Below are 19,419 nucleotides of genomic sequence, written 5' to 3'. Positions count from 1 at the left end.
GGTACGGACTACCAGCGGTAGTGCGCGAAGGCCTTGTTGGACTCGGCCATCTTGTGGGTGTCCTCGCGACGCTTCACGGAAGCGCCCAGGCCGTTGCTGGCGTCGAGGATCTCGTTCATCAGGCGCTCGGTCATGGTCTTCTCGCGACGGGCGCGGGAGTAACCGACCATCCAGCGCAGCGCCAGGGTGCTGGCGCGGCCCGGACGGACCTCGACCGGAACCTGGTAGGTCGCGCCACCGACACGGCGGGACTTGACCTCAAGGGCCGGCTTGACGTTCTCCAGCGCGCGCTTCAGCGCGACGACCGGGTCGGAGCCGGTCTTCTCACGGACGCCCTCAAGGGCGCCGTAGACGATCCGCTCGGCGGTGGAGCGCTTGCCGTGCAGCAGGATCTTGTTGACCAGCTGGGTGACGACCGGGGAGCCGTAAACCGGGTCGATGATGACCGGGCGCTTCGGGGCGGGGCCCTTACGAGGCATTCTTACTTCTCCTTCTTGGCGCCGTAGCGGCTGCGGGCCTGCTTGCGGTTCTTGACACCCTGGGTGTCGAGCGAACCGCGGATGATCTTGTAGCGGACACCAGGAAGGTCCTTCACACGACCACCGCGCACCAGCACGATGGAGTGCTCCTGCAGGTTGTGGCCCTCGCCCGGGATGTAAGCGGTGACCTCGATCCCGCTGGTGAGGCGCACACGGGCGACCTTACGAAGCGCCGAGTTCGGCTTCTTCGGGGTGGTCGTGTACACACGCGTGCAGACCCCACGGCGCTGCGGGGAGCCCTTCAGCGCGGGAGTCTTGTTCTTCTCGACCTTGTCCTGCCGGCCCTTTCGGACCAGCTGCTGGATCGTAGGCACCGTTTCTCCGTTTTCTGTGTGCCAAGGCTTGGTGGAACTAACCTGCGGTGTCTTCCCTCGCAACCGGCCCCGTGGTCGACCCACGCGGTCGGGTGTGTTGGGCTTTTCCGACACGGAATCCCATGGCTGATGTACAGCGACGGCGCTCTACGCGCGGGGCGCTGGAAAGCGCTCCGGCTCGGCGCGGCGACCGGTGTGCATGCACGCACAAGGACCCGGGGACACCCCAGGCACAAGGTCAGAGCGTACCTAGCGCATGGGGCGCGGTCAAAACAAATGCAACGCCGCAGGTCGTCGCCTTCGGCCGGGCGTCACGCGGGTGTCCCGCACGTGACCGCCCGGTGTCGGGCCGTCTTCACCCGCTCTACCACAGTCGTCGGCCGCCCGCCAGCGGAGCGCCGCCGCGCGGCCTAGGCGATGCCCACCAGGATCAGCAGCGCCCAGAAGGCGCTGCCCATGTAGCCGAGGACCAGGCCGAGGACGGCCGCCCAGTCGCCGTCCATGTTGCGCTCGCGGATCTGGGCCCGGGCGATGTGCCCGGTGATCACCGCACCCACCGCCGGCAGCGCCAGGAAACCGCTCAGGCCGCACACCACCGAGACCACCGCCAGCACGTTGGTCTGGCGGGCCGGCGGGGGCGCGGCGGGCAGGAAGGTGGCCGGGACCGGCGGGCCGGCGGGGGCCGTCATCGGGCCGGCGGGCAGGTCCGCCACCAGCGCGGCCAGCTGCCCGTAGGTCTGCGCCTCGACGGCGGCCTCGTGACGCTGCTCGTACTCCTGGACGGAGAGCCGGCCCTCGGCGAAGGCGGCCTTCAGCACGTCGACCGTGCGGTCGCGGTCCGCGTGGCCGGCCCGCATCGCGGCCTGCGGGGACGGAGCGGGGACAGGAGCCTGGGCCGGGATCGGCGCGGGCTGCCAGCCGACGACCGGCCGGTGGCCGTGGCCCGGCTCGTGGCCGTGCTTGTAGGCGGGACCGGGTTCGCCCCACGGTTGAACGGACATCCGCCACCTCCCGGTACCGCGGTTCCCCCGCGCACCCTCACTGCTCCTCATAGTGCAGGACGAACAGGCGAACTGAGTAGTTGCCAAATCGGACCGACAAGGTCGGGAAAGGCGTTCCGCACGGCGTGCCTCACCCGTTCGGCGGACACGCTCAGGGGATCCTCAACTCGGGCGACAGCCCGTTCGTGCAGTGACAGGCTGAGCCGGAGAGCAGTTCCGCCGACCACGAGCAGAGAAGGCAGCGATGCAGGCGTCAGCACCACCTCCCTCCGACCTCCCCCGACCGGACGCCCCGTCCGCCGTCAGCATCCGAGGGCTGTGGAAGCACTTCGGCGCCCAGGCCGCCGTGGCCGGGCTGAGCCTGGAACTGCCGGCGGGCTCGTTCATCGGCCTGGTCGGCCCGAACGGCGCCGGCAAGACCACGACGCTGTCGATGGTCACCGGGCTGCTGCGGCCCGACCAGGGCACCGTCCTGGTGCACGGCGCCGACGTCTGGGCCGACCCGGTCCTGGTCAAGGCACGGATCGGCATCCTGCCCGAGGGCCTGCGGATGTTCGAGCGGCTCAGCGGGCGCGAACTGCTGCAGTACACCGGGCGCCTGCGCGGCCTGCCCGGCGCCGAGGTCGACCGCCGGGCCGAGGAACTGCTGGCCGTCCTGGACCTCGGCCGGGACGCCGACAAGCTGGTCGCCGACTACTCCACCGGCATGCGCAAGAAGATCGGCCTGGCCGCCGCGCTGCTGCACAACCCCGACGTGCTGTTCCTGGACGAGCCCTTCGAGGGCGTCGACCCGGTCTCCGCCCAGACCATCCGCGGTGTGCTCAAGCGGTACGCGGCGGCCGGCTCCACGGTCGTCTTCTCCAGCCACGTGATGGAGCTGGTCGAGCAGCTCTGCGACTGGGTCGCGGTGGTCAACGCGGGCCGGGTCATCGCCCACGGCCCGCTGGACTCCGTCCGCGGCGGGCGCAGCCTGCACGAGGCCTTCCTCGACCTGATCGGTGTCCGCGAGGACGACGGGCAGGCCCTCGGCTGGCTCGGCGGCGGGCAGTTCGGCAGCGGGCAGCTCGACGGCGGACAGCTCGGGGGCGCGCAGTGACTGCGGCCGTGCCCGGCGCGGTGCCGGACGGGCGGACGGTGGTCCGCGCCCTGGTGGCGCTCAAGCTGCGACTGCTGCGCAACGGGCTGCGGCGCAGCCCCGGCAGGACCACCGTCTACGTGCTCGGCGGCGTCGTGGGCCTGGCCTTCGCGGCCGGCATCGCCGTCGCCATGGCCGCGCTGAACGGGCGGTTCGCGGGCTCCGGGGACGCCGGGGTGATGCTGCTCGGCGTGCTGACCCTGGGCTGGGCGGCGCTGCCGCTGTTCCTGTTCTCCAGCGACGAGAGCGCCGACCCGACCCGGCTCACCATGCTGCCGCTGCGGCCCGGTCCGCTGCTGCGCGGCTCGCTGCTGGCCGCGCTGATCGGGCCCGGACCACTGATCAACCTGGTGCTGGTGACCGGCGCGGTGCTGGCCGGCGCCGGCGGCGGGGCCTCCGCCGCGGTCGCCGTGGTCGGCGTGCCGCTCGCACTGCTCGGCCTGGTCACGCTCTCCCGGGCGGTCGCGGCCGGCAACGCCCGGATGCTCTCCAGCCGCCGGGGCAAGGACTTCGCGGTCTTCGGCGGGCTGGCCTTCGCCCTGCTGATCCAGACCGCCAACGTCGGTTCGCAGAGCATCTTCGGCCGCCCCGGCGGCGACATCGACCTCAGCCCGCTGAAGCCGATCGCCTCCGTCCTGCGCTGGATCCCGCCGATCAGCGCGGCGGACGCGCCGCGCACCGCCGCCGAGGGCCGGTACGGGCTGGCGCTGCTGCAGCTCGCCGCGGCCGGCGTGCTGGTGGCGCTGCTGCTGCGCTGGTGGCGCAGCAGCCTGCAGGAGCTGATGGTCACCGCCGACTCCTCCACCCTGGAGGTGGCCCGCGGGGTGCAGCGCTCGCGCGGCTGGGGCTTCCTGCCCGGGGGCCGGACCGGCGCGGTGATGCAGCGCCACCTGCGGTACGCCTGGCGCGAACCGCGTGCCAAGGCCGCGGTGTTCACCAGCATCGGCATGACGGTGGTGATCTGTGTGCTGTCGATGGTCCAGGGCTGGGCGAGCGTCTACCTGCTGGCGATGACGGGGACGTTCCTCGGGCTGCAGATGCTCAACCTGTTCGGCATGGACGGCTCGGCGTTCTGGATGGTCGCCGCCACTCTGCGCACCCCGGCCGACGCCCGGGACGAGCTGCGCGGCCGGGCGTACGCGGTGCTGTCGTACGCGATCCCGGTGACGCTGGTGCTCGGCCTGGTGCTGGCGGCCGTCACCGGCACGTGGGCGGAGCTGCCCGCCGCGGTCGGCCTCGCGCTCGCGCTGCTCGGCTGCGGGGTGGCGCTCGGCGCGATGTTCAGCGTGCTGGTGCCGTACAGCATGCCCGCCGACAGCAACCCGATGCGCAACGCCGCCCCGGGCCAGAGCGGGCTGGTGATGCTCAACTCCTTCGGCTCGATGATCGGCGTCGCCCTGCTCGCCCTGCCGGTGGGCGGCTACCTCGGCTGGGCGCTGATCTCGGACGGGCCGAGCTGGCCGGTCCTGCTGATCGGCCCGCTCTACGGCGCGCTGGTCGCCGTCCTCGGTGTGCGGATGGCGGCCACCCGGCTGCTGGAGCGCGCCCCGGAGATCCTGGCCACGGCCGTCGAGCGCTAGCCGCACCACCATCGGCGCCCCCGCTCGTTGCCGCCCCGCCGTCCGCTCCCGGTCCTCGGTGCGCGCTCCGGCATCATGGGCAGGAGGAACCGGGCCGTCGAGGAGAGCAGGGACACACCGTGGGCAAGCGCACGCAGCAGGGCGGGGACGCCGGGCCGCTGCTGGAGCAGGCGGTGCGGTCGGTGCTGACGGCACCCGAGGAGGGGCTGGACCTCGCCCTGGACAACGGGGCGTCCCTGCTGGCCGCCTCGGCCGGGCAGTGGTCGGCGGTCAGCCGGGCGCTGCTGGGGTACGCGGACACCGCCGTCGGCCGCTGCTGGTCCGCCGGCTGGCGCCCGGCCGACCTGGTGCGGGTGGTGCGGCGCGGGCTGAAGCCCGTCCACCTCGCCCTCGCGGTGGACCTGATCGCCGCCGAGGGCCGCCGCCACCCGGCGGCCGCGCTCGACCGGCGCTGGCTGGAGCAGCTGCGCGAGCTGGAGGCCGAGGTCTGGTGGCCCGGCGACGAGCAGTACCTGGGGGCCTTCGCCCAGCGGCACCGGCTGGACCGCTTCGCGCTCGCCACCGCCGTCCTGGAGCTGCTGCGCACCTGGGGCCGGCTGCCCCCGATCGCCCCGGTGGGGCCCGGCCCCGGGCAGGCGGGGCGGCCCCGGCACTCCGGCCCGCAGCACCCCGGGCCCCCGGCCGGCGAGCCGCGGATGCTGGCCCGGATCCGGGCGCTGCTGGCCAAGGCCGAGTCCACCGAGTACTCCGAGGAGGCCGAGGCGCTGACCGCCAAGGCCCAGCAGCTGATGGCCCAGCACAGCATCGACGACGCGCTGCTGGCGGCCGCCGGTGCGGACCGGAACGCCCCGGCGGCGCTGCGGATCGGGGTGGACAACCCGTACGAGGGCCCCAAGACGATGCTGCTGGACGCGGTCGCGGCGGCGAACCGGTGCCGGGTGGTCTGGGCGAAGGAGTTCGGTTTCTGCACCGTGGTCGGCTTCGACGGCGACCTGGACGGCGTCGAACTGCTCTACACCTCGCTGCTGGTGCAGGCCACCCATGCGCTCAACAAGGCGGGTTCCCGCCGGGACTCGCGCAGCAAGGCGTTCCGGCAGTCCTTCCTGGTCGCGTACGCGGCGCGGATCCGCGAGCGGCTGACCGCCGCCACCGAGCGGACCACCAGCGCCGCCGCGGCCGGCCGGCACCTGCGCGAGGACGGCACCGAGGAGCAGCTGCTGCCGGACGCGCGGCTTCTGCCCGCGCTCGCGGCCCGCTCGGAGGCGGTGGACGAGGAGGTCGGCCGGCTGTTCCCGAAGCTGGTCTCCCAGCGGGTCCGGGTCAGCGACGGCGAGGGCTGGGCGGCCGGGCGCGCCGCCGCCGACCGGGCCGCGCTGCACGGGCGCGCCGGGCAGATCCGCCGGTAGCTTCGCACGCGGACCTGATAGAACTACTCCGCCACGAACGAAGGGGGATCCGACGTGACGGAGCCGGCTGCCGAGTCGGGGTACCGGGACCGGGTGCGCGGAGCGCTGCTCGGCGGAGCCGTCGGCGATGCGCTGGGCTGGCCGGTGGAGTTCCAGCAGCTCCATCAGATCCAGGGCCGCTACGGGCCGGAGGGCGTGACCTCCCTGCCGGGCGGTCCCGGGCCGGTCGAGGTCACCGACGACACCCAGATGACGCTGTTCACCGCCGAGGGCCTGATCCGCGGCTTCGTGCGCGGCTGGACGGGCGGCGGCGGCTCGGTGCCGGAGGCCGTCCACGGCGCCTACCGGCGCTGGCTGATGACGCAGTACCAGCCCGCGCCGGACACCGCGCCGCAGCCGCGCCCGTACGACGGCTGGCTGCTGCGGCAGCCCTTCCTGTACGCGCGGCGGGCGCCGGGCAACGCCTGCCTGAGCGGGGTGTCCGAGCACCCGGTGTTCGAGGCGCCGTCCGTGATCGGGCGGCCGGGGCCGATCAACCCGGGTTCCAAGGGCTGCGGCACGGTGATGCGCTCGGCGCCGTTCGGGCTGGCGCGGCTGGGTGTCGAGCAGTCCTTCGGGCTGGCGGTGCAGTGTGCCCAGCTCACCCACGGTCACCCGACCGGGTACCTCGCGGCGGGCGCCTTCGCGGCGCTGGTCGAGCGGCTCGCGAACGGGACGGAGCCGTGGGCGGCGGTCGGCGAGACCGTGGAGCAGATCCGCGACCTGCCGGCGTCCAAGGAGACCGTCCAGGCGCTGGCCAGGGCGGTGCGGGTCGCCCAGGAGTCCGAGCCGTCGGCGGAGGCGGTGGAGCGGGTCGGGCTCGGCTGGATCGCCGAGGAGTGCCTGGCCATCGCGGTGTACTCGCTGCTGGCGGCCACCCTCGACCCCGACCCGGTGCGCACCGCGCTGCTGCTGTCGGTGAACCACTCCGGGGACAGCGACTCGACGGGCGCGGTCTGCGGCAACCTGGTCGGGGCCGCGTACGGCGCCTCGGCGCTGCCCGCCGAGTGGGCCGGGGCGGTCGAGGGGCGGGCCGAGCTGCGGCAGGTCGCGGACGACCTGCTGGTGCTGTTCGGCACCCGCGACCCGCTCCACCCGGGGCTCGGCGGGCGCTACCCGGCCTGGTGAGCCCGCCGGCCCCGGCGCGACGGGCGCTCCCGGCCGGGCCCGGTGAGCGCGCCTAGCCGGCCTGCGGGTCGGTGACCTGGCCGAGGAACAGCGGCTGCCCGCCGGCGGTGTCCCGGATCAGGAACAGGAACGGCCGGTCGATGTGCAGCTGGGCGGCCTGACGCGGGGCGGGCGCCGCCGCGGCACCCACGCCGACCCCGCTGCCGGCCGCCGCGACCGTCCCCTCCTCGTCGACCTGCACGGTGGCCTTCTGCACCACCGAGCTGACGACGAGCGGCTCCTTGGCGATGCCGCCGAGGTCGGCGTCGTCGAAGGCCGTGTGGACACCGAGCGAACGCAGCGCGGAGGTGAGCTCGTTGGACGTGTCGAAGTGGAAGCGCGGCAGCTGCAGGTCGACGGGCTGTGCGCTGAGGGCGCCGAGGATCCGGTCCAGCTGGGGCTGGTCCAGGCCCTTGGTGAAGGCGTCGAAGCCGCCCTGCGCGGGAACGATCAGGTCCATCGCCAGTCCGCCGTCCGCATAAGGCAGTTCGACGGCCTGCCAGGGTTCGCCGACGATCCCGCCGGAGCCGTCGGCGTACTTGAAGTCGCCGGTCTGGCCCATCGTGGAGACGTTCGGCGCGGTGCCGTCGAGCTTGTGGAACGGACGGTCCTCCGTGTGCGCGGGCTTGAACGCGGAGGCCCACTTCGCCTTGAGGTAGAGCGCGTCGGTGAGCACCAGCCGGGTGTCCGGGTTGATCGCCTTCGGGGCGAACAGGTCCTTGATCCGCCCCTCGGTGGCCTTCTCCACAGCCGCGTTGACCGCCTTGCGGCTGCCCTCCGGGTCCTTCTTGAAGTCGGTGGTGTGCACTCCGGCGTCGAAGGCCGCAGCGAGCGTCGCCAGGTAGTCGGGCTCCACCGTGAAGCCCTGTTGCGTCCAGACCTCGTCGCTCCGGTGCAGGGTGAGTCCGTCGGTGGTCGGCACGGGTCGGTTCAGCGCGCCGACGGCGAGGGCGTACTGCTTCGGGTCGAGCTCGGTGTGCAGGGCCTTCGCCAGCTCCTGGGCGGTCGCGCCGCGGGCACCGGGCAGCAGCATGGCGAGCACGGTGGAGAGCCCGGACGGGGAGAGCACCACGTTGCGGCCGGCGCCGTCCGGCGTGGCGGTGAGGGTGTGCAGGAGGTCCAGTCCGAAGGCGTCGGTGGCCTTCGCGGTGGCCGCCACCCGGGCCGGGTCCACCGCGGGCGGACTGGCGGGTGCGGAGGCCCTCACCTCCGCGCCGGTGGCGGCCCCGGTGCTGCCGCACCCGGCCAGCAGCGGCGCGGCGAGTGCGGCGGCGAGGAGCAGCGCCGCCGGGCGGCGGGACGTACGACGGGTTCCGGTGCTGCGGTTCGTCATGGCCCTTCGACGCACCACCCCGCCGAGCGGTTCCGCCCGCCCGGGGGGACGCAGGCCGGGAGCGCACCGGCCGGGAGCGCGCCGGCCGGCCCCGGGACCGGGACCGGGCCTCGACCGCTCAGTCCCAGAGCGCCCCGAGCTCCAGGAGCTCGTCCCGGTACTCGATCCGGTCCACCCATTCGGCCGGCCAGACCGCTTCGCCGTGGTGGGCGCCCGCGAAGGCGCCGGTCAGGCAGGCGAGGGAGTCGGAGTCGCCGCTGGAGTAGGCGGCCCGGCGGACGGCGGCGACCGGGTCGTCGGGCAGCAGCAGGAAGCAGAGCAGGCCGGTGCCGAAGGCCTCCTCGGCGACCCAGCCCTCGCCGGTGGCCAGGCAGGGGTCGGCCTCGACGTCGGGCGCGGCGAGGGCGGCCTCCAGGTCGTCGAGCACCTTGAGGCAGTCGTCCCAGCCGCGGGCCATGACGGCCTGCGGGGAGCTGCCGTACCAGCGGTCGGCGAGGTCGCCGAGCCAGAACTCGTCGTAGCGCTCCCGGCCGGCCAGCGCGTACGCCCGCAGCACCGCGGGCAGGCCGGCCGGCGGGACGCCCTCGGCCAGCTTGCGGACGGCGTACGCGGTGAGGTCACTGGCGGCGAGCGCGGTGGGGTGGCCGTGGGTGAGCGCGGACTGCAGCTGGGCGGCGCCGGAGAGCTGCCGGGCGTCCAGTGCGCGGACCAGCCCGATCGGGGCGACCCGCATGTTGGCGCCGCAGCCCTTGGAGCCCACGTCGCTCGCCTGCTGCCAGCGGTACTCGGGGCGGCTGAGCCGCTCGCAGGCGCGCAGGCAGGTCATGCCCGGGGCGCGGTTGTTCTCCGGGGAGCGCCACCAGTCGACGAACTCCTCGCGGACCGGCCGCTCCAGGCGCAGCGGGGTCAGCGGTCCGTCGGCCAGGGCGGTGCGCAGGCCGCGGCCGAGAGCGAGCGTCATCTGGGTGTCGTCGGTGACCGACGCCCTGGCGGGCAGCGGGAGTCGACGCCAGTCCGGATGGTCGACGGCGATCCGCTCGACGTCCTGGAACTCGGTCACCCGGCCCATCGCATCACCGATCGCCAAGCCCAGCAGTGCCCCCGTCGCCTTGCCCACGGCCGTTCCCCCTCGTCGTCAGACCTCGACCTGCAGTTCCTTGAGCCCGCGGATCACGTAGCCCGGGTTCCACTCGGGCTCGCGGACCAGCCGCAGGCCCGGGGCCCGGCGCAGCAGCGTGCCGTAGGACTCGGTGAGCTCCAGTCTGGCAAGCGGGGCGCCGAGGCAGAAATGGATTCCGGCGCCGAAGGTGATGTGCGGGTTGTCGGTGCGGGCGAGGTCGAGCCGGTCGGGGTCGGCGAAGCGCTCGGGGTCGCGGTTGGCGGAGCCGAACAGCAGGGCGATCTCGGAGCCGCGCGGGACGGTGACGCCGTGGACCTCGATGTCCTCCAGCACCCAGCGCTCGAACATCTGCAGCGGGGTGTCCCAGCGCATCAGTTCCTCGATCGCGGTGGGCAGCAGCCCGTCCACCGAGGCGCGCAGCCGGGCGAGCTCCTCGGGGTGGCGGAACAGCGCCCACCAGCCGTTGCCGGTGGTGTTGACGGTCGCCTCGTGGCCGGCGTTGAGCAGCAGCACGCAGGTGGAGACCATCTCCTGTTCGCTGAGCGCGTCGGAGCCCTCCTGGGCCTGGATGAGCGCGCTGACCAGGTCCTCGCCGGGTTCCGCCCGGCGTTCGCGGATCAGGGCGCGCAGGTAGTCGGAGAACTCGGTGCTCGCGGTGACGGCCCGGCGGGCGGCCTCCTCGCTCGGGTTGAGTTCGAACATCCCGGTGATGTCGGAGGACCACGGCCGCAACAGGTGCCGGTCGCCCTCCGGCACGCCGAGCATCTCGGCGATCACGGCGACCGGCAGCGGCTCGGCGACGGTGGCGATCAGGTCGCCGCCGCCGGCCGCGAGCAGGTCGTCGACCAGTTCGCCGGCCAGGCGCCGGACGGTCGGGCGCAGGCCCTCGACCATGCGCGGGGTGAAGGCCTTGGAGACCAGCCGGCGGATCCGGGTGTGGTCGGGTGCCTCCAGGTCGAGCAGCCCGTGGTCGTTCAGGGTGTGGAAGGGCTCGTGCGCCGGGTCGGGCTCGGGGCGGCCGAACTCCGCGTGGCTGAAGCGGTGGGTGTAGGTGCGGCCGAGCCGCCGGTCGCGGAGCAGCGCGCTGACGTCCTCGTGGCGGGAGACGAGCCACTGGTTCGTCGGCTCGAAGTACGTCACCGGCGCGTGCTCGCGCAGCTCGGCGTACGCGTCGTACGGGTGGGCCACGAACGCCGCCGACCAGGGGTCGAAGTTCGCCGTCGTCGTCATCGGTCGATCACTCCAGGCCGTGAGGGGGAGCCGGAAGGATCATCGTACGCACGCGGTGCGTCCGTGCGGAGCCCCCTCCGGCCCCCTCGCCTCAGGCCTGTTCGGCCACCAGCCGCCGCACCAGCGCCGGCAGTGACCGGGAGATCGGCTCCCGGATCACCTCGTCCGCCGCCTCGTCGAACGGGGTCGGCTCGCCGTTCACCACGATCAGCCGGGCGCCGTTCTCCACCGCGATCTGCGGCAGCGCGGCCACCGGGTAGACCTGGAGGCTGGTGCCCACCGCGACGAAGACGTCGCAGGCCCGGGCGATCGCGTCGGCCTGCTGGAGCACCACCGGGTCCAGGTTCTCGCCGAACATCACCGTGCGCGGCTTGAGGACACCGCCGCACTCCCGGCAGGCCGGGTCCGGCTCCCCCGCCGCGACCCTCGCCAGCGCGTCCTCCATCGTCCCGGTCACCCGGCAGCGCACGCACTGCACCTCCCGTGCGGTGCCGTGCAGTTCGAGCACCTTGCGGGCGGGGAGCCCGGAGAGCTGGTGCAGCCCGTCCACGTTCTGGGTGAGCACCCGCACCGGCAGCCCGGAACGCTCCAGCTCGACCAGCGCCCGGTGCCCGGCGTTCGGCTCGGCGGCCAGCGCCCCGGCGTCGCGGCGCATCAGCCAGGCCCGCTCCCGCACCAGGCCGTCGGTCAGGTACGGCTGGAGGGTGACCAGTTCCTGCGCCGACGGGTCCCGCTGCCAGAGCCCCTGCGGGCCGCGGTAGTCGGGGATGCCGGAGTCGGTCGAGATGCCCGCGCCGGTGAGCACGGCGATCAGGGGACGCTTCGCGTTCATGCCCCGGACGGTACGGTGCCCGGCCCGCCCGCGGCCACCGAAAATCCGGGCCCGCCGACTCCCCCCGCGCACCGGGCCGGTCACCCCGCGCGGGCCGGCCCTCCGGACTAGCCGACCGGCCGGCGTCGGGCCTGCCCTGGCGTCAGGCCAGCGCCGGCCGCGGCGCCGCCACCGGACGGGCCAGCGGGGCCAGCGCCACCAGGTAGCAGGCGGCGGCCACCGGGATCATGGCCAGGTCGGCCGCCGAGGCGACGGTGCCGACCAGCATCAGCACCGGGCTCCACCAGCGCAGCGTCCGGGCCGCGCCCACCGACGCGGCGACCAGCAGCGCCAGCAGGCCGACGTAGAAGAACAGCGGGCCCACCTGGTACACGGCCGGGAGCACCCCCGGCACCTCCTGCACCCGGTCGAACAGCCGCGACTGCTCGGCCTTGTCCGCCGCCACCAGGCCGACCACCAGGTCGATGCCGATCTGCGCCAGCGAGCAGAGCAGCCCCGCGAAGGCCGTCCCCAGCGCCGCCCCGGCGGCGATCCGCCCGGCCGTGCCGCGCGGGGCGAGCTGCCGGCGCAGTGCGAGGAAGAGCGGGGCGAACAGCAGCAGCCCGGCGAACATCGCGGTGTGGCCGACCGTCCAGCCGAGGCCCGGCTCGCGGGAGCCCGGCACCAGGCGGATGCCGCCGTAGAGGGCCATCAGGGCGGGCGCGCCGACGACGGCGTACGCGGTGCGGCGGCTGTGCTGGGTGGTGTTCATCTGCGGTCTCCTGCGGTGTCCGTGATCCGTTCCGACACCGCACAGCCTGTCCGCCGGACCCCTCGTCCCGGATCGCCCGCACCGGCGAACTCCCCGCCTCCCCCGCACGGGGGAGGCGGTCCGCCCCCGGGCGTCAGGACTCCCCCGCCACCACCGCCCCCGCCTCGTAGGCGAACACCACCGCGTGCACCCGGTCCCGCAGGCCGAGCTTGCTCAGCACGTTGCTGACGTGCGTCTTCACCGTGTGCTCGCTGACCACCAGCTCGGCCGCGATCTCCGCGTTGGACAGCCCGCGCGCGATCAGCTGCAGCGTCTCCTGCTCGCGCAGGGTCAGCTGCTCCAGCAGCTTGGACGGCGGCCGCACCGCCCGCTCCGGCGCGCCCGGCCGGCGGGCGGCGAACTCGCCGATCAGGCGCCTGGTCACCGAGGGTGCGAGCAGCGCCTCCCCCGAGGCGACCATCCGCACCCCGTGCGCCAGGTCGTCCCGTCGGACGTCCTTGAGCAGGAAGCCGCTGGCGCCCGCGTACAGCGCGTCGAAGACGTAGTCGTCGATGTCGAAGGTGGTCAGCATGATCACCTTGGTGGAGGGGAACTCCGCGCACACCCGGCGGGCCGCCTCCAGCCCGTCCATCACCGGCATCCGGACGTCCAGCAGCAGCACGTCCGGACCGTGCGCGCGCACCGCCTCGACCGCCTCGGCGCCGTCGGCCGCCTCCGCCACCACCTCGATGTCCGGCTGTGCGTCCAGGATCATCCCGAACCCGGCCCGCACCAGCTCCTGGTCGTCCGCGACGACCACCCGAATCGGCGTCATCCGCCCACCCTCTCCACCCTCGTGCCCGCGGCCAGCGGCAGCCGGGCGCTCACCAGGAAACCCCTGCCCTCCGGCCCCGGCCCGGCCTCGGCCAGCCCGCCGCAGGCCGCCGCCCGCTCCCGGATGCCGACCAGCCCGCGCCCGCCCGACCAGCCGATCACCGCGCGGTCGGCCGTCGGCGGCACCCCGCGGCCGTTGTCGGAGACCACGACCTCCAGCACCTCGGCGGAGCGCCGCACCCGGATCGCCACCCGGTCGGCCCCGGCGTGCTTGACCGTGTTGGTCAGCGCCTCCTGCACGATCCGGTACGCCGCCGCCTCCACGTCGGCCGGCAACGCGCCCTTCTCCTCCGGGAGTTCGAGCTCCACCCGCAGCCCCGCCCCGCGCACCCGCTCGGCCACGTCGGCGAGTTCGGCCAGTCTGGGCTGCGGCGCCAGCTGGCGGCCGGCCTCGGGGTCCTTCAACACCCCGAGCACGCGCCGCAGTTGGACCATCGCATCGCGGCCCGCGTCGGCGATGGTGTCGAACGCGCGGATCGCCCGGTCCGGATCGCTGTGCACCACCACCGGCCCGGCCTCGGCCTGGATCACCATCAGCGAGACGGCGTGCGCCAGGATGTCGTGCATCTCCCGGGCGATCCGCGCCCGTTCCTCCGCCACCGCCCGGGCCGCGTCGCTCGCCGCCCGCTCGCCGGCCTCCCGGGCGCGCTCCGCCTGCAGCCGGGCCAGCTTCCGCTGGGCGCGCACCAGCGAGCCGAACACGAAGGTGCCGACGGAGGTGAGCAGGCTGAACAGCGCGCCGTTCGGCGAGTGGGTGCCGACGACGTTGCCGACCACCACCACCGCCAGGACGCTCCACCGCACCCGCTCCGAGGACCGCTCCGCCACCGTGTAGAGGGCGATCACCCCGGACAGCGGCACCTGGGGGTTCGCCGAGTGCGCCACGATCGAGATCACCAGGGACGGCAGCGTCGCCAGCGTCAGCACCGTCAGCGGCCTCCGGCGCCGCCAGGGCAGCGGCAGCGCGGTCGCCACCGCGAGCAGGTAGATCCACCACGACCAGGCCGTCTCGTCCTGGGACACCGCCCACACCGCGACCCCCGCCGCGACCACCGCCAGCAGCGAGTCCTGCACGTACGGACTCAGCCCGGCCGACCAGCTCGGCCGACCCGTCGCACGCTCCACCCCGGTACCTCCCCCGTAGCCGGGGACGCCGCCCCCGCGGAGAAGATCATGCCCTACCGGCAGGACCTCCGGAACGGCCCGGTCAGGCACCGCTGACCGTCACGCCGCCGGTCTCCGCCCGGGCGGTGATGCTGCGCGCCGCACCCGACTGCGAGGGGAGGCCCACGTCCACGCCGCCGACCGAGGCGTGCGCGTCCACCGCGTACGCCTCCCCGGTCGGGACCTTCACCCGCACCCCGCCGTTCGAGGTCGTCGCCTCGACCTTGGTCGGCGCGGCCGCGAAGTCGGCCCGCACCCCGCCGTTCACCGCGGTCAGCTTCACCTGCGCCGAGCTGAGCCCGCTCGCGTCGACCCCGCCGTTCTTGACGTCGGCCTCCGCGTCGCCGGCCAGCCCGGTCAGCCTGATGCCGCCGTTGGTCTCCTTGACCCGCACCTTGGTCCCGGCCGGCACCCGCACGGTGTACCCGATGCCGCAGTGGTCGCAGTCGTACGTCAGCCGGAGCACGCCGTCCTTCACCTCGTGCGTGCTCTTCGGCGCGGCCCCCTGGTAGTTCTGCTTCTCGACGACGCTCACGGTGTCGCCGTCGCCGGTCACCTGCACGCCGCCGTTCTCCCCCTCGACCACCAGCTCCTTGACCGGCTCGGCCACCCCGTAGCTGACCGTCCGGTGCTCCTGGTCGTCCCCGATCGGCAGACAGCCCATCATCCCGGCCAGGACCCCCGCCGTGATCGCCATCGCACCCAGTACCCGCTTCATCCCCTGCCCCCTTCGAAAGCACCGTCGTCCCGACACCGAGAAGCCTCCCGCAACCGCCCCCTCCCCCACCTCCCTCCGCGGAGCGGTTCCCGCCCCTCCCCCGCACGGGTGAGCCGGTCCGGGCGGCCGACGACCCGCCCGGCGCCGGGAACGCCGCAGGGCGGCCACCCCGTGAGGGGTGACCGCCCTGCGATCAGCGGCCGTCGAAGGCCGAAGAGGTGACTCAGCCGGTGTACGGGCCGTAGTCGTAGTCGTCCAGCGGAACCGCCTGGCCGGAGCCGGCGCCGAAGGGCGACAGGTCGTAGTCGTCGTAACCGACGGCCGAGTACATCGCGGCCTTGGCCTCCTCGGTCGGCTCGACCCGGATGTTGCGGTAGCGGGGCAGACCCGTACCGGCCGGGATGAGCTTACCGAGGATGACGTTCTCCTTGAGGCCCAGCAGCGGGTCCGACTTGGCGTGGATCGCCGCGTCGGTGAGGACCCGGGTCGTCTCCTGGAAGGAGGCGGCCGACAGCCAGGACTCGGTGGCCAGCGAGGCCTTGGTGATACCCATCAGCTGCGGACGGCCGGAGGCGGGGTGACCGCCCTCGGCGACCACACGACGGTTCTCGGTCTCGAAGCGGCCGCGCTCGACGAGCTCGCCCGGGAGCAGCTCGGCGTCGCCCGACTCGATGATCGTCACGCGGCGGAGCATCTGCCGGATGATGATCTCGATGTGCTTGTCGTGGATCGACACACCCTGCGAGTTGTAGACCTTCTGGACCTCGGCGACCAGGTGGACCTGGACGGCACGCTGGCCCATGATGCGCAGGACGTCGTGCGGGTTGGTGGCCCCCATGGTCAGCTTCTGGCCGACCTCGACCGCCTCGCCCTCGCTGACCAGCAGCTTGACACGCTTCGAGACCGGGTAGGCGATCTCGTCGGTGCCGTCGTCCGGCGTGATGACGATCTTGCGGGTCTTCTCGGTGTCCTCGATCCGCGCCCGGCCGGTGGCCTCCGAGATCGGGGCCACACCCTTGGGGGTACGGGCCTCGAAGAGCTCGACGACACGCGGCAGACCCTGGGTGATGTCGTCACCGGCCACACCACCGGTGTGGAAGGTACGCATCGTCAGCTGGGTACCGGGCTCACCGATGGACTGGGCGGCGATGATGCCGACCGCCTCACCGATGTCGACCAGCTTGCCGGTGGCCAGCGAGCGGCCGTAGCAGAAGGCACAGGTGCCGACGGCCGACTCACAGGTCAGGATCGAGCGGGTCTTGACCTCGCTGATGCCGTGGCGGATCAGCTCGTCGATCAGCACGTCACCGAGGTCGGTGTTCGCGGTGGCCAGCAGCTTGCCGTCCACCGTGATGTCCTCGGCGAGCATGCGGGCGTAGACGCTGGTCTCGACGTCGTCCGTCTTGCGCAGGACGCCGTCCGCACCCACGATGCCGATCGCCAGCTTCAGGCCGCGCTCGGTACCGCAGTCCTCCTCGCGGATGATGACGTCCTGGGAGACGTCGACCAGACGACGGGTGAGGTAACCGGAGTCGGCGGTACGGAGGGCGGTGTCGGCCAGACCCTTACGGGCACCGTGGGTGGAGATGAAGTACTCCAGCACGGTGAGACCCTCACGGAACGACGCCTTGATGGGTCGCGGGATGGTCTCGTTCTTGGCGTTCGACACCAGACCACGCATACCGGCGATCTGGCGCATCTGCATCATGTTTCCACGAGCACCCGAGTCGACCATCATGAAGATGGGGTTCGTCTTCGGGAAGTTCGCGGCCATGGCGTCCGCGACCTCGTTGGTCGCCTGGGTCCAGATGCCGACGAGCTCCTGCTTGCGCTCGTCGTTGGTGATCAGACCGCGCTCGTACTGCTTCTGGACCTTCTCCGCCTTGGCCTCGAAGCCCTCAAGGATCTGGGGCTTGCTCGGCGGGACGATGACGTCCGAGATCGAGACGGTGACACCCGAGCGGGTCGACCAGTGGAAGCCGGCCGACTTCAGGTTGTCCAGGGTCGCCGCGACGACGACCTTGGGGTAGCGCTCGGCCAGGTCGTTGACGATCGCGGAGAGCTGCTTCTTGCCCACCTCGTAGTCGACGAACGGGTAGTCCTCGGGCAGCAGCTCGTTGAAGAGCGCGCGGCCCAGGGTGGTGGTGAGGCGGAAGGGCTCGCCCTCGTACCAGGTCTGCTGGCCGTCCTCGTCCACCGGAGCGGCCCAGCCGCGCGGCGGGACGGTGCCGGCCGGCAGGCGCAGCTCGATCGGGGCCTGCACGTCCAGGTCGCGGGCGTCGAAGGCCATGATCGCCTCGGCGGTCGACGAGAAGGTGCGACCGGCGCCCTTCACGTTCTCGCGGTCCGAGGTGAGGAAGAACAGACCGAGCACCATGTCCTGGGTCGGCATGGTGACGGGGCGACCGTCGGCCGGCTTCAGGATGTTGTTCGAGGACAGCATCAGGATGCGGGCCTCGGCCTGCGCCTCCGCGGAGAGCGGCAGGTGGACGGCCATCTGGTCACCGTCGAAGTCCGCGTTGAACGCGGTGCAGACGAGCGGGTGGATCTGGATGGCCTTGCCCTCGACCAGCTGCGGCTCGAAGGCCTGGATGCCGAGGCGGTGCAGGGTGGGCGCACGGTTCAGCAGGACCGGGTGCTCGGCGATGACCTCTTCGAGCACGTCCCACACGACCGGGCGGGCACGCTCGACCATGCGCTTGGCCGACTTGATGTTCTGCGCGTGGTTCAGGTCGACCAGGCGCTTCATCACGAACGGCTTGAAGAGCTCCAGCGCCATGGCCTTCGGCAGACCGCACTGGTGCAGCTTGAGCTGCGGGCCGACGACGATGACCGAACGGGCCGAGTAGTCGACTCGCTTGCCGAGCAGGTTCTGACGGAAACGACCCTGCTTGCCCTTCAGCATGTCGCTGAGGGACTTCAGCGGGCGGTTGCCCGGGCCGGTGACCGGACGGCCGCGGCGGCCGTTGTCGAACAGCGCGTCGACGGCCTCCTGGAGCATGCGCTTCTCGTTGTTCACGATGATCTCGGGGGCACCGAGGTCGAGCAGGCGCTTCAGGCGGTTGTTGCGGTTGATGACGCGGCGGTACAGGTCGTTCAGGTCGGAGGTCGCGAAGCGGCCACCGTCCAGCTGCACCATCGGACGCAGGTCCGGCGGGATGACCGGGACGCAGTCCAGCACCATGCCGTTGGGCTTGTTGGTGGTCTGCAGGAACGCGGAGACGACCTTGAGGCGCTTCAGCGCACGGGTCTTCTTCTGGCCCTTGCCGGTGCGGATGATCTCGCGCAGGCGCTCGGACTCCTCCGCCAGGTCGAAGTTCTCCAGGCGGTCCTTGAGCGCCGCGGCGCCCATCGAGCCGGAGAAGTACGTGCCGAAGCGGTCGCGCAGCTCGCGGTAGAGCAGCTCGTCGCCCTCAAGGTCCTGGACCTTGAGGTTCTTGAAGCGGGCCCACACCTCGTCGAGGCGGTCGAGCTCGCGCTGCGCGCGGTCGCGCAGCTGCTTCATCTCGCGCTCGGCACCCTCGCGCACCTTGCGGCGCACGTCGGCCTTGGCGCCCTCGGCCTCCAGCTCGGCCAGGTCGGTCTCGGCCTTCTTGGCGCGGCCTTCGAGGTCGGAGTCGCGGCGGTTCTCGATCTGCTGACGCTCGACCGAGACGTGCGCCTCCAGGGACGGCAGGTCGCGCTGGCGGCGCTCGTCGTCGACCCAGGTGATCATGTAGGCGGCGAAGTAGATGACCTTTTCGAGGTCCTTCGGCGCCAGGTCCAGCAGGTAGCCCAGGCGGGACGGGACACCCTTGAAGTACCAGATGTGGGTGACCGGGGCGGCCAGCTCGATGTGGCCCATCCGCTCACGGCGCACCTTGGCGCGGGTCACCTCGACGCCGCAGCGCTCACAGATGATGCCCTTGAAGCGGACGCGCTTGTACTTGCCGCAGTAGCACTCCCAGTCCCGGGTGGGGCCGAAGATCTTCTCGCAGAAGAGCCCGTCCTTTTCCGGCTTCAGGGTGCGGTAGTTGATGGTCTCCGGCTTCTTGACCTCGCCGTGCGACCACTGGCGGATGTCGTCGGCGGTGGCCAGGCCGATGCGGAGCTCGTCGAAGAAGTTGACGTCAAGCACTGGTCGTCAAGCCCTCTTTCGTAAGTCGAGAGTCGTTCATGTGGTCTGAGGGGGGCCTGGGGGCGGGCCGGCCGCGGTCGTGCGGCCGGCCCCACCTCCG

Annotated in this window: 16 protein-coding genes; 4 read left to right on the top strand and 12 right to left on the bottom strand. The window is 72.9% G+C overall.

Annotation, left to right across the window (positions count from 1 at the left end):
* Positions 1–8: 8 nt before the first annotated feature.
* From rpsG to ABT048_RS04920, 3 genes are all read right to left on the bottom strand, one after another.
* Positions 9–479 carry a 30S ribosomal protein S7 gene (gene rpsG / locus ABT048_RS04930; RefSeq protein WP_148644378.1) on the bottom strand — a complete coding sequence of 157 codons (471 nt, stop codon included), beginning with the start codon at positions 477–479 and terminating at the stop codon, positions 9–11.
* 2 nt (positions 480–481) lie between these two features.
* Positions 482–853 carry a 30S ribosomal protein S12 gene (gene rpsL / locus ABT048_RS04925; RefSeq protein WP_014144289.1) on the bottom strand — a complete coding sequence of 124 codons (372 nt, stop codon included), beginning with the start codon at positions 851–853 and terminating at the stop codon, positions 482–484.
* Positions 854–1,263: 410 nt separating this feature from the next.
* Positions 1,264–1,854, bottom strand: a complete 591-nt coding sequence (locus tag ABT048_RS04920; protein WP_350519893.1) for a DUF1707 and DUF4190 domain-containing protein — start codon at positions 1,852–1,854, stop codon at positions 1,264–1,266.
* Between the two features lie 244 nt (positions 1,855–2,098).
* On the opposite strand from ABT048_RS04920, the gene ABT048_RS04915 reads away from it, so the two are divergent.
* From ABT048_RS04915 to ABT048_RS04900, 4 genes are all read left to right on the top strand, one after another.
* Entirely contained in the window at positions 2,099–2,950 is an 852-nt protein-coding gene (locus ABT048_RS04915) for an ABC transporter ATP-binding protein (RefSeq protein ID WP_350519892.1), read from the top strand.
* Complete coding sequence (locus ABT048_RS04910) at positions 2,947–4,569, top strand: transporter (protein WP_350519891.1); 1,623 nt, start codon at positions 2,947–2,949, stop codon at positions 4,567–4,569. The genes ABT048_RS04915 and ABT048_RS04910 overlap by 4 nt, the downstream gene beginning before the upstream one ends.
* A 119-nt stretch (positions 4,570–4,688) precedes the next feature.
* Positions 4,689–5,975 (top strand): DUF2786 domain-containing protein, encoded by a 1,287-nt coding sequence (locus tag ABT048_RS04905; RefSeq protein WP_350519890.1) that lies wholly within the window; start codon positions 4,689–4,691, stop codon positions 5,973–5,975.
* Between the two features lie 54 nt (positions 5,976–6,029).
* Positions 6,030–7,142 (top strand): ADP-ribosylglycohydrolase family protein, encoded by a 1,113-nt coding sequence (locus tag ABT048_RS04900; protein WP_350519889.1) that lies wholly within the window; start codon positions 6,030–6,032, stop codon positions 7,140–7,142.
* Between the two features lie 52 nt (positions 7,143–7,194).
* Here ABT048_RS04900 and ABT048_RS04895 read toward each other — a convergent pair whose 3' ends face one another.
* The 9 genes from ABT048_RS04895 to ABT048_RS04855 form a co-directional block, all read right to left on the bottom strand.
* The gene (locus ABT048_RS04895; RefSeq protein WP_350519888.1) at positions 7,195–8,514 is read right to left on the bottom strand and encodes a serpin family protein; all 1,320 of its coding nucleotides are present in this window, start codon (positions 8,512–8,514) and stop codon (positions 7,195–7,197) included.
* A gap of 118 nt (positions 8,515–8,632) precedes the next feature.
* A complete protein-coding gene (locus ABT048_RS04890) occupies positions 8,633–9,631 on the bottom strand; it encodes an ADP-ribosylglycohydrolase family protein (RefSeq protein ID WP_350519887.1) in 999 nt (332 codons plus the stop codon).
* A gap of 18 nt (positions 9,632–9,649) precedes the next feature.
* Positions 9,650–10,864, bottom strand: coding sequence for a cytochrome P450 (locus ABT048_RS04885; RefSeq protein WP_350519886.1), 1,215 nt, complete (start codon positions 10,862–10,864; stop codon positions 9,650–9,652).
* Between the two features lie 91 nt (positions 10,865–10,955).
* Positions 10,956–11,696 carry an SIR2 family NAD-dependent protein deacylase gene (locus tag ABT048_RS04880; protein ID WP_350519885.1) on the bottom strand — a complete coding sequence of 247 codons (741 nt, stop codon included), beginning with the start codon at positions 11,694–11,696 and terminating at the stop codon, positions 10,956–10,958.
* 142 nt (positions 11,697–11,838) lie between these two features.
* On the bottom strand, positions 11,839–12,447 hold the full coding sequence (locus ABT048_RS04875; RefSeq protein ID WP_350519884.1) for a hypothetical protein: 609 nt from the start codon (positions 12,445–12,447) through the stop codon (positions 11,839–11,841).
* Positions 12,448–12,580: 133 nt separating this feature from the next.
* Positions 12,581–13,261, bottom strand: a complete 681-nt coding sequence (locus ABT048_RS04870) for a response regulator (RefSeq protein ID WP_350519883.1) — start codon at positions 13,259–13,261, stop codon at positions 12,581–12,583.
* Complete coding sequence (locus tag ABT048_RS04865) at positions 13,258–14,445, bottom strand: sensor histidine kinase (RefSeq protein ID WP_350519882.1); 1,188 nt, start codon at positions 14,443–14,445, stop codon at positions 13,258–13,260. The genes ABT048_RS04870 and ABT048_RS04865 overlap by 4 nt, the downstream gene beginning before the upstream one ends.
* A gap of 82 nt (positions 14,446–14,527) precedes the next feature.
* Positions 14,528–15,202, bottom strand: a complete 675-nt coding sequence (locus ABT048_RS04860; protein WP_350519881.1) for a DUF4097 family beta strand repeat-containing protein — start codon at positions 15,200–15,202, stop codon at positions 14,528–14,530.
* A gap of 223 nt (positions 15,203–15,425) precedes the next feature.
* Positions 15,426–19,319: a DNA-directed RNA polymerase subunit beta' gene (locus ABT048_RS04855; protein WP_350519880.1), complete on the bottom strand. Its 3,894-nt coding sequence runs from the start codon at positions 19,317–19,319 to the stop codon at positions 15,426–15,428.
* Between the last annotated feature and the right edge of the window lie 100 nt (positions 19,320–19,419).

It is taken from the genome of Kitasatospora sp. NPDC096140, assembly GCF_040303045.1.
Lineage (GTDB): Bacteria > Actinomycetota > Actinomycetes > Streptomycetales > Streptomycetaceae > Kitasatospora.
This window is presented reverse-complemented; position numbering and strand designations above follow the sequence as displayed.

What these genes read in the sequence shown, in the direction of transcription:
- rpsG (WP_148644378.1), bottom strand. Translation starts at nt 479, where the DNA reads ATGCCTCGTAAGGGCCCCGCCCCGAAGCGCCCGGTCATCATCGACCCG.
- ABT048_RS04920 (WP_350519893.1), bottom strand. Translation starts at nt 1,854, where the DNA reads ATGTCCGTTCAACCGTGGGGCGAACCCGGTCCCGCCTACAAGCACGGC.
- ABT048_RS04915 (WP_350519892.1), top strand. Translation starts at nt 2,099, where the DNA reads ATGCAGGCGTCAGCACCACCTCCCTCCGACCTCCCCCGACCGGACGCC.
- ABT048_RS04895 (WP_350519888.1), bottom strand. Translation starts at nt 8,514, where the DNA reads ATGACGAACCGCAGCACCGGAACCCGTCGTACGTCCCGCCGCCCGGCG.
- ABT048_RS04885 (WP_350519886.1), bottom strand. Translation starts at nt 10,864, where the DNA reads ATGACGACGACGGCGAACTTCGACCCCTGGTCGGCGGCGTTCGTGGCC.
- ABT048_RS04880 (WP_350519885.1), bottom strand. Translation starts at nt 11,696, where the DNA reads ATGAACGCGAAGCGTCCCCTGATCGCCGTGCTCACCGGCGCGGGCATC.
- ABT048_RS04875 (WP_350519884.1), bottom strand. Translation starts at nt 12,447, where the DNA reads ATGAACACCACCCAGCACAGCCGCCGCACCGCGTACGCCGTCGTCGGC.
- ABT048_RS04870 (WP_350519883.1), bottom strand. Translation starts at nt 13,261, where the DNA reads ATGACGCCGATTCGGGTGGTCGTCGCGGACGACCAGGAGCTGGTGCGG.
- ABT048_RS04860 (WP_350519881.1), bottom strand. Translation starts at nt 15,202, where the DNA reads ATGAAGCGGGTACTGGGTGCGATGGCGATCACGGCGGGGGTCCTGGCC.